The sequence below is a fragment of the Leclercia sp. UBA5958 genome, assembly GCF_002430365.1.
Lineage (GTDB): Bacteria > Pseudomonadota > Gammaproteobacteria > Enterobacterales > Enterobacteriaceae > Enterobacter > Enterobacter pneumoniae.
On record NZ_DJCE01000012.1, the window covers coordinates 607913 to 620773 of the forward strand.

The 12861-nt window shown below is 53.6% G+C and carries 15 protein-coding genes; 7 read left to right on the plus strand and 8 right to left on the minus strand.

Annotated elements, in window-relative coordinates:
- The first annotated feature begins 90 nt into the window (after positions 1-90).
- From B2Q93_RS21145 to tilS, 3 genes are all read left to right on the plus strand, one after another.
- Positions 91-2229 (plus strand): lysine decarboxylase LdcC, encoded by a 2139-nt coding sequence (locus B2Q93_RS21145; protein WP_040077081.1) that lies wholly within the window; start codon positions 91-93, stop codon positions 2227-2229.
- Between the two features lie 59 nt (positions 2230-2288).
- On the plus strand, positions 2289-2678 hold the full coding sequence (locus B2Q93_RS21150) for a VOC family protein (protein ID WP_040077080.1): 390 nt from the start codon (positions 2289-2291) through the stop codon (positions 2676-2678).
- Positions 2679-2740: 62 nt separating this feature from the next.
- Positions 2741-4033, plus strand: coding sequence for a tRNA lysidine(34) synthetase TilS (gene tilS, locus B2Q93_RS21155; protein WP_286934416.1), 1293 nt, complete (start codon positions 2741-2743; stop codon positions 4031-4033).
- Between the two features lie 28 nt (positions 4034-4061).
- Here tilS and rof read toward each other — a convergent pair whose 3' ends face one another.
- Both rof and B2Q93_RS21165 read right to left on the minus strand, forming a co-directional pair.
- Complete coding sequence (gene rof, locus B2Q93_RS21160; RefSeq protein ID WP_040077077.1) at positions 4062-4322, minus strand: Rho-binding antiterminator; 261 nt, start codon at positions 4320-4322, stop codon at positions 4062-4064.
- A complete protein-coding gene (locus B2Q93_RS21165; protein WP_040077076.1) occupies positions 4309-4509 on the minus strand; it encodes a YaeP family protein in 201 nt (66 codons plus the stop codon). Before B2Q93_RS21165 ends, rof begins: the two co-directional genes overlap by 14 nt.
- A 198-nt stretch (positions 4510-4707) precedes the next feature.
- On the opposite strand from B2Q93_RS21165, the gene B2Q93_RS21170 reads away from it, so the two are divergent.
- From B2Q93_RS21170 to nlpE, 3 genes are read left to right on the plus strand one after another with little or no spacing between them, the layout of a single operon-like run.
- Positions 4708-5253, plus strand: a complete 546-nt coding sequence (locus tag B2Q93_RS21170) for a YaeQ family protein (protein WP_040077074.1) — start codon at positions 4708-4710, stop codon at positions 5251-5253.
- A complete protein-coding gene (gene arfB / locus B2Q93_RS21175) occupies positions 5250-5672 on the plus strand; it encodes an alternative ribosome rescue aminoacyl-tRNA hydrolase ArfB (RefSeq protein WP_040077073.1) in 423 nt (140 codons plus the stop codon). The genes B2Q93_RS21170 and arfB overlap by 4 nt, the downstream gene beginning before the upstream one ends.
- Before the next feature lie 33 nt (positions 5673-5705).
- Positions 5706-6404: an envelope stress response activation lipoprotein NlpE gene (gene nlpE, locus B2Q93_RS21180; RefSeq protein ID WP_286934417.1), complete on the plus strand. Its 699-nt coding sequence runs from the start codon at positions 5706-5708 to the stop codon at positions 6402-6404.
- Positions 6405-6441: 37 nt separating this feature from the next.
- Here the strand turns inward: nlpE and proS are convergent, their stop codons facing one another.
- The 6 genes from proS to metN form a co-directional block, all read right to left on the minus strand.
- Entirely contained in the window at positions 6442-8160 is a 1719-nt protein-coding gene (gene proS / locus B2Q93_RS21185) for a proline--tRNA ligase (RefSeq protein WP_207293034.1), read from the minus strand.
- 112 nt (positions 8161-8272) lie between these two features.
- Positions 8273-8980: a tRNA (N6-threonylcarbamoyladenosine(37)-N6)-methyltransferase TrmO gene (tsaA, locus tag B2Q93_RS21190; RefSeq protein ID WP_286934418.1), complete on the minus strand. Its 708-nt coding sequence runs from the start codon at positions 8978-8980 to the stop codon at positions 8273-8275.
- Positions 8977-9381, minus strand: a complete 405-nt coding sequence (rcsF, locus tag B2Q93_RS21195) for an Rcs stress response system protein RcsF (RefSeq protein WP_040077069.1) — start codon at positions 9379-9381, stop codon at positions 8977-8979. Before rcsF ends, tsaA begins: the two co-directional genes overlap by 4 nt.
- A gap of 107 nt (positions 9382-9488) precedes the next feature.
- Positions 9489-10304: a methionine ABC transporter substrate-binding lipoprotein MetQ gene (metQ, locus tag B2Q93_RS21200; protein ID WP_040077068.1), complete on the minus strand. Its 816-nt coding sequence runs from the start codon at positions 10302-10304 to the stop codon at positions 9489-9491.
- A 38-nt stretch (positions 10305-10342) separates the two neighbouring features.
- Complete coding sequence (locus B2Q93_RS21205) at positions 10343-10996, minus strand: methionine ABC transporter permease MetI (protein WP_040077067.1); 654 nt, start codon at positions 10994-10996, stop codon at positions 10343-10345.
- Entirely contained in the window at positions 10989-12020 is a 1032-nt protein-coding gene (gene metN, locus B2Q93_RS21210) for a methionine ABC transporter ATP-binding protein MetN (RefSeq protein WP_286934419.1), read from the minus strand. Before metN ends, B2Q93_RS21205 begins: the two co-directional genes overlap by 8 nt.
- A 188-nt stretch (positions 12021-12208) precedes the next feature.
- Here metN and gmhB point away from each other — a divergent pair, with 188 nt between their 5' ends.
- On the plus strand, positions 12209-12769 hold the full coding sequence (gene gmhB, locus B2Q93_RS21215; protein WP_040077065.1) for a D-glycero-beta-D-manno-heptose 1,7-bisphosphate 7-phosphatase: 561 nt from the start codon (positions 12209-12211) through the stop codon (positions 12767-12769).
- Positions 12770-12861: the final 92 nt, after the last annotated feature.

The following is a 12861-nucleotide window of genomic DNA, read 5'->3' on the forward strand; positions in this document are numbered from 1 at the left end:
ATCCTAAAAGCCGCACAATGTTGCGGCTTTTTTTATGTCTGCGGTCTACCCTGGCTATCCTTAGTGGATGTTTTTTCAAGGAGGTAGACCGTGAATATCATTGCCATCATGGGGCCGCACGGCGTCTTTTATAAAGATGAACCCATCAAGGAGCTGGAAAACGCGTTACAAAAACGCGGATATCAACTTATCTGGCCGCAAAACAGCGCCGACCTGCTGAAGTTTATCGAGCACAATCCGCGGATTTGCGGCGTGATTTTCGACTGGGACGAGTACGACCTGGAACTGTGCAGTGATATCAATCAGCTCAATGAATACCTGCCGCTGTATGCCTTTATCAATACTCACTCGACGATGGATGTTAGCGCACACGATATGCGTATGGCGCTGTGGTTTTTCGAATACGCGCTGGGCGTGGCCGACGACATCGCGACACGCATTCAGCAATACACCGAAGAATACCTCGATAATATCACCCCGCCGTTTACCCGCGCGCTTTTCACCTACGTCAAAGAGGGTAAATACACCTTCTGTACGCCTGGCCATATGGCCGGAACGGCATATCAGAAAAGCCCTGTCGGCTGTCTGTTCTATGATTTTTTCGGCGGCAATACACTGAAAGCCGACGTATCGATTTCGGTTACCGAGCTGGGATCCTTACTGGACCATACCGGACCGCACCTGGAGGCGGAGGAGTACATCGCCCGCACCTTTGGCGCTGAGCAGAGCTATATGGTAACCAACGGCACCTCTACCTCGAACAAGATCGTAGGGATGTATGCCGCACCGGCAGGCAGCACCTTGTTGATTGACCGTAACTGTCATAAATCGCTGGCGCATCTGTTGATGATGAGCGACGTGGTGCCGTTGTGGCTCACCCCCACCCGCAATGCGTTGGGGATCCTGGGCGGGATCCCGAGACGGGAATTTACCCACGCGGCAATCGAACGCAAAGTGGCGAATGTCGTGCAGGCCAGTTGGCCGGTCCATGCGGTGATCACCAACTCCACCTATGATGGGCTGCTTTACAACACCAACTGGGTAAAACAGACGCTGGATGTCCCCTCGATTCATTTTGACTCGGCCTGGGTACCCTATACCAATTTTCACCCTATCTATGCGGGTAAGAGCGGTATGAGCGGTGAACGCATGCCGGGCAAAGTCTTCTATGAAACCCAGTCGACGCACAAAATGTTGGCCGCGTTTTCGCAGGCATCGCTTATTCATATCAAAGGCGAGTATGACGAAGAGACCTTTAATGAAGCCTTTATGATGCATACCACCACCTCGCCAAGCTACCCGCTGGTGGCCTCTATCGAAACGGCTGCCGCCATGCTACGGGGTAACCCGGGAAAACGGCTGATCAACCGTTCGGTAGAGCGCGCGCTGCACTTCCGCAAAGAGGTGCAGCGGCTGAGGGAAGAGGCAGATGGCTGGTTCTTTGATATCTGGCAGCCTGAGGAGATCGACGAAGCGGAGTGTTGGCCGATCGCCCCGGGTGAAAACTGGCACGGATTCCGCGACGCCGACGACGACCATATGTTCCTCGATCCGGTTAAAGTCACCATCCTGACTCCCGGCATGGATGAGCAGGGCATCATGAGCGACACCGGTATTCCGGCGGCGCTGGTAGCGAAATTCCTCGATGAACGCGGCGTCGTGGTTGAAAAAACCGGCCCTTACAATCTGCTGTTCTTATTCAGTATCGGGATCGATAAGACCCGGGCGATGGGGCTTTTACGTGGGTTGATGGAGTTTAAGCGCGCTTACGATCTTAATTTGCGGGTGAAGAATATGCTGCCGGATCTGTATGCCGAAGATCCGGATTTCTACCGCAATATGCGTATCCAGGATCTGGCGCAAGGGATCCACAAACTGATCCGCCAGCACGATCTGCCGCGTCTGATGTTGCAGGCGTTCGACGTATTGCCGGAGATGAAACTCACGCCGCATCACGCCTGGCAGCGGCAGGTGAAAGGCGAGGTTGAAACGGTGGAGCTGGAGAATCTGATCGGCCGGATCTCGGCAAATATGATCCTGCCTTATCCGCCAGGCGTACCGCTATTGATGCCCGGCGAAATGATTACCGAACAGAGCCGGCCAGTTCTCGATTTCCTGCTGATGCTCTGTTCTATTGGACGCCACTACCCCGGCTTCGACACCGACATTCACGGCGCAAAACGTGATGAAAACGGCGTCTACAGGGTACGAGTCTTAAAAACGCCTTGACCCCTTGCCTGGCAAGGAGTTTCAGTTATAACGTGCAGGCACAACAACAAGGAGACGCTATGCTGGGTTTAAAACAGGTTCATCATATTGCCATCATTGCTTCTGACTACGCGGTCAGTAAGGCATTTTACTGCGATACGCTCGGATTCACGCTGCAGAGCGAGGCTTATCGTGAAGAGCGCGACTCGTGGAAAGGTGACCTGGCGCTAAACGGCCAGTATGTGATTGAACTGTTTTCGTTCCCGTTCCCGCCCGCGCGCCCGTCACGTCCAGAAGCCTGCGGTTTGCGCCATCTGGCCTTCAGTGTCGATAACATTGACCAGGCCGTCGCGCATCTGGAAGCGAAGGGGGTGAAGTGTGAAGCCATACGTGTCGATCCCTTCACCGATAAGCGCTTTACCTTCTTCAACGATCCGGATGGCTTGCCGCTGGAGCTCTATCAGCAGTAACGCTTGCCTCCGCACGCTTTGCCCGGTAACGTGCCGGGCAAACCATCATTCAGATAATGACTATGACCATTCCCGCCCTTGAACAAGCCGTTTTTCCGTTCCGCCGATTGCTGGTGGGATTCAGCGGTGGGCTGGACTCGACGGTGCTACTGCATCGGCTGATGCTCTGGCGCGAACAAGAGCCCGACGTCGAACTGCGCGCCATCCATATTCACCACGGGCTGAGTTCGCACGCTGATAGCTGGGTGACGCATTGCGAAGCGCTCTGCCGGGCGTGGAACATTCCTTTGCGCGTTGAACGTGTCACGCTGCAGGATGAAGGTCTGGGAACCGAAGCGCAGGCGCGTAAGGCGCGCTATGCTGCCTTTAAATGCGCTCTGCTGCCGGGGGAGGCGCTGGTCACTGCGCAGCATCTGGACGATCAGTGCGAAACATTCTTGCTGGCGCTGAAACGCGGCAGCGGCCCGGCGGGGTTATCTGCCATGCCCGAACGGGCGCGTTTTGCCGATACTTTTCAGTTGCGTCCGCTGCTTGGGGAGCCCCGCGCTACGTTGCTAAGCTGGGCGCAACAGCACGATCTGCGCTGGATAGATGACGAAAGCAATCAGGACGATGCTTACGACCGTAACTTCCTGCGTTTGCGGGTCGTACCGCAACTCATGCAGCGTTGGCCACACTTTACCGAGGCGACCGCGCGCAGTGCGGCGCTGTGTGCTGAGCAGGAACAACTGCTTGATGAGTTGCTGGCCGATGATTTGGCAACAGTGACAGATGACGCGGGCGGGATGCAGATAATCCCGCTCCTGACGATGAGCGCCGTGCGCCGGGCCGCGTTAATACGGCGTTGGCTGGCGGCAAACGGCGCGCTAATGCCGTCCCGTGCGATGGTGAATCGTATCTGGGACGAGGTGGTGCAGGCCAGAGAAGATGCCAGCCCGGTACTGAAACTGGCGGGTGGAGAAATTCGACGATTTCGCCAGGCGCTCTGGTGGGTACGACCACAGCCATCGCTGGCGCAAGAGGTCATTCCCTGGCTGGAACTGAACGCCCCGCTGTTGCTGCCGAAGGGCTGGGGAACGGTATCATTGAGCCCCTGTGGCAATATTCGCCCGCCGCGCAAGGACGAGCCGGTAACGGTGCGTTTTAAAGCCAGTGGAACGGTACACATCGTGGGGCGCAACGGCGGACGTAAGATTAAAAAAATCTGGCAAGAACTCAATGTCCCGCCATGGCTTCGCGAGGCGACGCCGCTTCTCTTTTATGGCGAAACGCTGATTGCTGCAGCCGGGCAATTCGTGACGCGCGAAGGGGAAGCAGAGGCAGGAAAAGGTTTACAACTAAAGTGGGAAAGATAACGGGCAGGGGACTGCCCGTTATGAAGTATCAGGACTCGCTCACCACGACGGTGCCGATTTCTGGATGACTGAAGCTGGCAATTTTATCGAGACGGAGCTCGCGCGTTGCGCCGCCATCTTCCACCACCAGATACTCAACGTTTTTACGCGAAACCAGATCGTTGGCTTTAGCCTTCAAAACTTCGCCATCTTTAAGCGTCAGCGTCAGCAATAGATGATGCTGGCAGGCGAGTTCCAGATTGTCATAGTCATCACAGTTGATGGGTTGATAGATTTCATTCATTGACATAATCGCTCACCAGTAAATTCGCAGCGGCATACGCCGCCTTTTCTCTGACCGATTCTGAAAGCGTGTCGTCCGACGCGATGTCATTCAGAACTTTCAACACACAGCCCAACGCATCCGGGATATACCCCAGGTCTCCGCTGGCGATTTCCGCATACCGTTTGCGGATCAGCTCACAATAATTATTCACATCCCCTCCTGCCAGCGCGCTGACGTTACTGTGAGATAACACTAAGCCTACGAAGATTAGCTCTGTTTAGCAAGGTGACTATACCATACTCATTTAAGCAATATCAGCAGGTTGCCAGGTGGAGCTTTTAAGCGCCATTAACAGCCATTTGGCCATTATTTCGCTACAATGCGAACCTGATTAGAAAGGAGTTCGCCCATGGCGCTTAAAGCGACAATTTATAAAGCGATGGTCAATGTAGCTGACCTTGATCGTAACCAGTTTCTCGATGCCACCCTGACGCTGGCGCGTCACCCTTCTGAAACTCAGGAGCGCCTGATGCTGCGCCTGCTGGCATGGATCAAACATGCGCATGAGCGTTTGCAGTTCACCCGTGGCCTGAGTGCAGAGGAGGAGCCGGACGCCTGGCTGCGCAATGATCATCTGGGTATCGATTTGTGGATTGAAATGGGGCTTCCAGACGAGCGCCGGATTAAGAAAGCCTGCACCCAGGCAGCAGAAGTGGCGTTATTTGCCTATAACAGCCGTGCCGCAGAGATTTGGTGGCAGCAGAATAAAAGTAAATGTGCGCAATACAGCAATCTCTCCGTCTGGTATCTGGACGATGAGCAACTGGCGCAGCTTAGCGCCTTTGCAGAGCGCACCATGAACTTACAGGCGACGATTCAGGACGGCGCCATTTGGCTGTCAGATAACCAGAATAATCTTGAAATTCATCTGACTGCGTGGCAGCAGCGCTCATGATTGTCATCTCGCGCAATGTCTCGCTGGCGGATAGCGAGGTGGAGATCACTGCAATCCGTGCTCAGGGGGCCGGTGGGCAGCATGTGAACAAGGCTTCTACGGCAATTCATCTGCGCTTTGACATTCGGGCCTCCAGCCTGCCAGAGTATTATAAGGAGCGGTTACTCGCCGCCAGCCATCATCTGTTAACCAGCGATGGCATGATCGTGATAAAGGCTCAGGAGTATCGTAGCCAGGAGTTGAACCGTGAAGCGGCACTTTCGCGGCTGGTGACGGTCATACAGGAATTAACGACCGAGCAGAAAAGCCGAAGAGCCACCCGGCCGACGCGTGCGTCGAAAGAGCGTCGCTTGTCTGCAAAATCGCAAAAATCGACCGTTAAATCTTTGCGCGGTAAAATTCGTCGACCCCAGGAGTAGGGCGTGACACACATATTTCAGAAGGAAAGTAGCGTGAAAACAGCGATTTTTTCAGTGATGGCCGCAAGCACACTGTTTGTATTACTGGGCTGTAACCACCGTTCGGAAACGCAGACGCTTCAGCCTACGCAATCTGAAGCGCTGGCCCCCATGCAGCAAAGCTGGCGCGGCGTGTTGCCTTGTGCCGATTGTGAAGGCATTGAAACCTCGTTGTTCCTTGAAAAAGATGGTACCTGGGTAATGAACCAGCGCTATCAGGGCGCTAAAGAACCTGCCACATTCGCCAGTTACGGCAACTGGGCGCGTACCGCAGAGAAGCTGGTGCTGACCGATAATGAAGGGGAAAAGCACTACTTCCGGGCTAAAGGCGAAGGGCTGGAAATGCTCGATACCGAGGGAAACCCCATTGAATCGCAATTTAACTATACGCTTCAGCCAGTAAAAGCGGCGCTGCCGACGACACCGATGGCGATGCGCGGCATGTATTTCTATATGGCGGATGCGGCGATCTTTACGGACTGCGTCACCGGTAAGAAGGTGAGCGTGGCCAATAACGCACAACTGGAACGGGATTACGCCGCGGCACGCGGAGGCGATACCAAGCCGGTGCTGCTGACGGTAGACGGTCACTTCACGCTGGAAGCGAACCCGGATAGCGGTGAGAGCGTGAAAACGCTGGTGGCGGATCGCAACGCCAGGTTTGAGCAGGGTAAAGACTGCAACAGCCAATAACAGCGATAAAAAACCCCGCCGCGGCGGGGTTTTTTAATTAGCCTTTGATGGCTTTAACAAGGTAATCCACAACGTCACCGGTCTTAATCATTTGCTTCTCGCCGTTGCGACGATATTTGTATTCAATATCATCGCTGTCGAGGTTACGGTCACCAATAACGATGGTGTGCGGGATACCGATCAATTCCATATCAGCAAACATCACGCCCGGACGCTCTTTACGGTCGTCCATCAGCACTTCAATGCCCTGTGCGCGCAGTTCGTTATAGAATTTCTCAGCCAGCTCCTGCACACGGTAGGATTTGTGCATGTTCATCGGCAAAATCGCAACCTGGAACGGCGCGATATTATCCGGCCAGACGATACCGCGGTCATCGTAATTCTGCTCAATAGCAGCGGCAACCACACGGGTGACACCGATGCCATAGCAGCCCATCGTCAGGATCTGGTTACGACCATCTTCACCCTGCACAGCCGCGTTCATCGCCTGAGAGTACTTGTTACCCAACTGGAAGATGTGACCCACTTCGATGCCGCGCTTAATCATCAGTGTGCCTTGACCATCCGGGCTCGGATCGCCGGCAACCACGTTACGGATATCTGCCACTTCTGGCGTGGCGACGTCGCGATCCCAGTTGATGCCGAAGTAGTGTTTGCCATCAATGTTGGCACCCGCAGAGAAATCGCTCATCGCGGCAACGGTACGGTCGATAACGACCGGGATAGGCATGTTCACCGGGCCAAGAGAGCCAGGACCCGCGTTAACAACCGCGCGGATTTCTGCTTCGGTAGCGAAGGTCAGCGGGCTGGCAACCTGCGGCAGCTTTTCTGCCTTCACTTCATTCAGTTCGTGATCGCCACGCACCAGCAGAGCGACCAGCGGGTAGGCACTGTCTTCTACCGCTTTGACCAGCAGAGTTTTTACCGTCTTCTCGATGGGCAGGTTGTATTGCTCAACCAGTTCGGCGATGGTTTTTGCGTTCGGGGTATCAACCAGGGTCATCTCTTCGGTTGCGGCGGCGCGTGGCGCTTTTGGTGCCAGGGCTTCTGCAAACTCGATGTTAGCGGCGTAATCAGAGGAGTCAGAGAAGATTACATCGTCTTCGCCGCTCTGCGCCAGAACCTGGAACTCGTGGGATGCGCTACCGCCGATTGAACCGGTATCAGCCTGTACAGCACGGAAATCCAGACCCATGCGGGAGAAGATTTTGCTGTAAGCCTCATACATTTTGTCGTAGGTCTCCTGCAGAGACTCCTGAGAGGTATGGAAAGAGTAAGCATCTTTCATCAGGAATTCGCGGGAACGCATAACGCCAAAACGTGGACGCACTTCGTCACGGAACTTGGTCTGGATCTGGAAGAAGTTCAGCGGCAGCTGCTTGTAAGAGCTCAGTTCGTTGCGGATCAGATCTGTAATAACCTCTTCATGCGTTGGACCAAGAACAAACGGACGATCGCCGCGATCGGCAATACGCAGCAGTTCAGGACCGTACTGCTCCCAGCGACCACTCTCCTGCCACAGTTCAGAGGGCTGAACCACAGGCATTAACACCTCGATTGCACCGGCGTTGTTCATCTCTTCACGCACGATGTTTTCGACTTTTTTCAGGACGCGCACGCCGGTCGGCAGCCAGGTATATAACCCGGAGGCCAGCTTGCGGATCATCCCGGCGCGCAGCATCAGCTGGTGGCTGATCACTTCGGCGTCGGCAGGTGTCTCCTTCAGAGTGGAGAGCAGATATTGGCTAGTACGCATGTTGTTACGGTTCCATTTCGACTATTGGAACAGGCTGAAACGCCAGCCTGACACAAAAAAAGTGGTTTAGTTTACCAGTGTGGCAAAGATGCCAAAAGAGAGGACAATAAAATTACTGCGGCTCAAGCGCAAACACTTCGAAGCCTGAGTCCGTTACGCGCCAGCGGACGTTAAAATCAAGCAACCAGACGGCATACGCTTTCCCGGCGTCTTCCTCTTTACGATAGGCGGGGCGAGGATCCTGCGCCAGCACATCGACGATAAACTCACGCAGACGTGGGTAGCGTTTTTCAAGGTGAACCAGTTCGGCAGCTAGCGCGTCGGTAAAGTAAACCGGCATATCGGCCTGCGGCGCCTGTTGGGCATAGCTGGCGCGGGCATCGGGCAGGGCTTCGGCAAACGGCAGATAAGGTTTGATATCGACGACGGGGGTGCCATCCACCAGGTCCAGCCCGCCGAGCTCCAGGATGACCTGATCCTTCTGGCAGCGAATGCCTTTTAGTTCGACGAGCGACATCCCCACCGGGTTAGGGCGGAAGGTAGAACGCGTGGCAAACACCCCCATTCTGGCGTTGCCGCCAAGCCGGGGAGGGCGTACCGTTGGGCGCCAGCCGCCTTCCATCGTTTGATGGAAGATAAACAGCACCCAGAGATGGCTAAAAGCTTCCAGTCCGCGCACAGCATCAGCCTGGTTATACGGAGCGATTAAGTGAAGTTCGCCGCCACCGCTTTTCACCAGCCCAGGCTGACGAGGTACGGCAAACTTCTCTTTATAGGGTGAGCGGATAAGACCTATCTGCTCGAACTGGAATGTACTCATTTCGCCGAAACGTTAAGGGCAGAACCTACGCACACAGCCTGACGATAACAACCCGGCGTACCGCTGGTTACTTCGCAGCTGTGCAGCAGCACGGCGTTCGCTTTCATTTTGGAGGCGTTGATCTGCATACGCTTACGCGCCGTTGGGATGTTTGGTGGGGAGTCCTGATTTGTTGCCTGACAGGAGTCGCCTGAAACTTCACCCAGATCGCGGAACGGTTTGCCAATCAGAGCTTCCGCGTTGGTGTAAATGCGTACCGGCGCAGCGCGTGGCGCTTTCGGTTTTGCTGGCTCCGCTTTTGGCGGGGTTGCAGTGCTTTGAACAGGTTCAACAGGAGATCTGCTTAGCATAGAACATCCGCTCAGCATCAATGCTAAGAGACAGATCGGTAAAGCACGCATATTCTTTCCTCAATGAATAATCAAAACGTCAGTTATTGAATCAGTTGCCCGCATAAATGACAAGACGGGCTTTCGCCCGTCCTGAATGATATTACACAAAGAGAAGATTACCAGCCTTTAACTGCACCACCGTTAAAGACTTTGTTCGCCTCTTCGTAAACTTCATCAGACTGGTAAGCCTGAACGAACTTCTTCACGTTCTCTGCGTCTTTGTTGTCTTCACGAGTCACGATCAGGTTCACATAAGGGGAATCTTTATCTTCTACGAAAATACCGTCTTTCGCCGGCGTCAGGCCGATCTGGCTAGCATAGGTGGTATTGATAACGGCCAGCGCGATCTGTGCATCGTCCAGAGAGCGTGGCAGCTGTGGCGCTTCCAGCTCAACAATTTTCAGATTTTTTGGATTTTCGGTCACGTCCAGAACGGTCGGCAGCAGGCCAACACCGTCTTTCAGTTTGATCAAACCCTGTTTCTGCAGCAGCAGTAAAGAGCGGCCCAGGTTGGTTGGGTCATTTGGTACCGCGACCTGAGAGCCATCCTGCAGTTCGTCCAGAGATTTAATTTTCTTAGAGTAACCGGCAATCGGATAAACGAAGGTGTTACCCGCTGGAACCAGTTTATAACCGCGATCTTTGATCTGCTGATCCAGATACGGTTTGTGCTGGAAGGCGTTGGCATCGATATCGCCTTTGCTCAGCGCTTCGTTAGGCAGTACGTAATCATTGAATGTAACCAGCTCGACGTCCAGGCCATACTTCTCTTTAGCGACTTTCACTGCTGTTTCAGCAACCTGCTGTTCTGCACCTACGATAACGCCCACTTTGATGTGGTTCGGGTCTTTCTCGTCCTGACCGCAACCCACCAGTGCCAGAGAGCCGATCAGCGCGCCTACCGCTGCAAAGGTCTTAAATTTAAACGTCATGATATTTCCTTAATTCGTCGTGTTTATAATGTTTAACGTTATTTGTGCGTCACAGTACGAACGATGCGATCGCCCGAGAACTGAATGAGATAGACCAGTACTACCAGCAATACCAGAACGGTGTTCATTACGGTAGCGTTATAACCAATATAACCGTACTGGTAACCAATCTGACCCAGACCGCCAGCGCCGACGGCACCGCCCATCGCGGAATAACCGACCAGGGTAATCAGGGTGATGGTTGCGGCATTCACCAGTCCGGGCAGCGCTTCAGGCAGCAGCACTTTGCGTACGATCTGCATCGGCGTGGCGCCCATTGCGCGGGAGGCTTCAATCAAACCGGTCGGGATTTCCAGCAGGGCGTTTTCCACCATACGGGCAATAAAGGGGGCAGCCCCTACGGTCAGCGGAACAATAGCGGCCTGTAAGCCGATAGACGTCCCGACGATGACGCGAGTAAAGGGAATCATCCACACCAGCAGGATAATAAAAGGAATGGAACGGAAGATATTCACCACGGCGGAAAGAGCGCGGTAGAGCTTTGCGTTCTCAACAATTTGGCCCGGGCGCGTAACGTACAGCAGCACGCCAACCGGCAGACCAATCACAAAGCCGAAAAAGCCGGATACAAAGGTCATTGCCAGCGTTTCCCATACGCCGCGAACCAGCAGCCACATCATCGGTTCAGACATAACCCAGTACCTCTACTTTTACATGGTGTTCTTGCAGCCAGGCAATGGCCGCTTGCGTCTCTTCTTGCGTGCCGTGCATCTCGGTCAACATAATGCCGAACTTCACGCCGCCGGCATAATCCATCTGCGCGCTAATAATGTTGTTATTCACATTGAAACGACGCGCCGTTTCCGACAGCAGCGGTGCATCGACGGACTGGCCGGTAAATTCCATACGCAGCATCGGCACACTACTGGCTTCAGGCTGCGCTTTTAAACGTTCAAGATAATCTTCCGGAATATCCAGATGCAGCGTGGACTGAATAAACTGCTGTGCTAACGGTGTTTTCGGATGCGAGAAGACTTCACTGACGGTGTCCTGCTCGATCAGTTCACCATTACTGATAACGGCGACACAGTCGCAGATACGTTTAACGACATCCATCTCGTGAGTAATAAGAAGAATGGTCAGTCCCAGGCGACGGTTAATATCTTTCAGTAATTCCAGGATAGAGCGTGTTGTTGCCGGGTCGAGCGCACTGGTGGCTTCATCGCATAACAGCACCTTTGGGTTGCTTGCCAGCGCTCGGGCAATCGCGACACGCTGCTTTTGACCGCCGGACAGGTTGGCGGGATAGCTATCATGCTTATCACCCAAACCGACAAGGTCTAGCAGTTCAATAACGCGACGTTTGATCTCATCTTTAGACGTGTTATCCAGTTCTAAAGGCAGCGCAACGTTTCCAAAAACGGTGCGGGAAGCCAGCAAGTTAAAATGCTGGAAGATCATGCCAATCTGACGGCGTGCTTTGGTTAATTCTGATTCAGAGAGTTTGGTCAACTCCTGACCGCCAACCTGGACGCTGCCTTCGGTTGGACGCTCAAGCAGGTTGACGCAACGAATCAGCGTACTTTTACCTGCGCCAGAGGCGCCAATAACGCCATAAATCTGTCCAGCCGGAACGTGCAGGCTAACGTTGTTCAGCGCCTGAATCGTTCGGGTTCCTTGCTGGAACACTTTAGTAATGTTTGAAAGTTTGATCATTAGACTTTTTTAATCATATGTGAGTTTGCCGTGGCATTTTCTTCTGCCTGATACGGGCGTTAACCGTCAACGAAATGGATGTTAAGGCATCCAGACGTCTAAATCAATGTAACTCTGTTCGATGAGCACTTTCTTGTCTCCGGATTCATGAGATACTAAGCGAACATGCCTTTTTCAGGAGCAAAGCGGTGGCAAAATCAGTACCAGCAATTTTTCTCGATCGTGACGGCACTATTAATGTCGATCACGGTTACGTACATGAGATCGATGAATTCGAATTTATCGAAGGCGTCATTGATGCCATGCGCGAACTTAAAGAGATGGGTTATGCGCTGGTGGTCGTGACCAACCAGTCTGGGATCGCGCGTGGCAAATTTACCGAGGCGCAGTTTGAAACATTAACTGAGTGGATGGACTGGTCTCTGGCCGATCGCGGTGTTGATCTGGACGGTATCTATTTCTGTCCTCACCACCCTCAAGGTACCGTTGAAGAGTTTCGTCAGACTTGTGACTGCCGTAAGCCGCATCCGGGAATGCTGCTTTCAGCGCAAGAGTTCCTGAACATCGATATGGCTTCTTCTTATATGGTGGGCGATAAACTGGAAGATATGCAGGCAGCTGCAGCGGCGGGTGTAGGTAATAAAGTGCTGGTACGTACCGGTAAACCTGTGACGCCAGAAGCTGAGAATGCCGCAGACTGGGTGATTAATAGCCTTGCGGAGCTGCCTCAGGCCATCAAAAAGCGCTAAAAACGGTCGTTTTGGTGAAAAGGTGAGCGGTCGAAATAAAATTGTATTTTTCCGCTTGTCATTCCTCGGGAGCTCCCTATAATGCGCCTCCA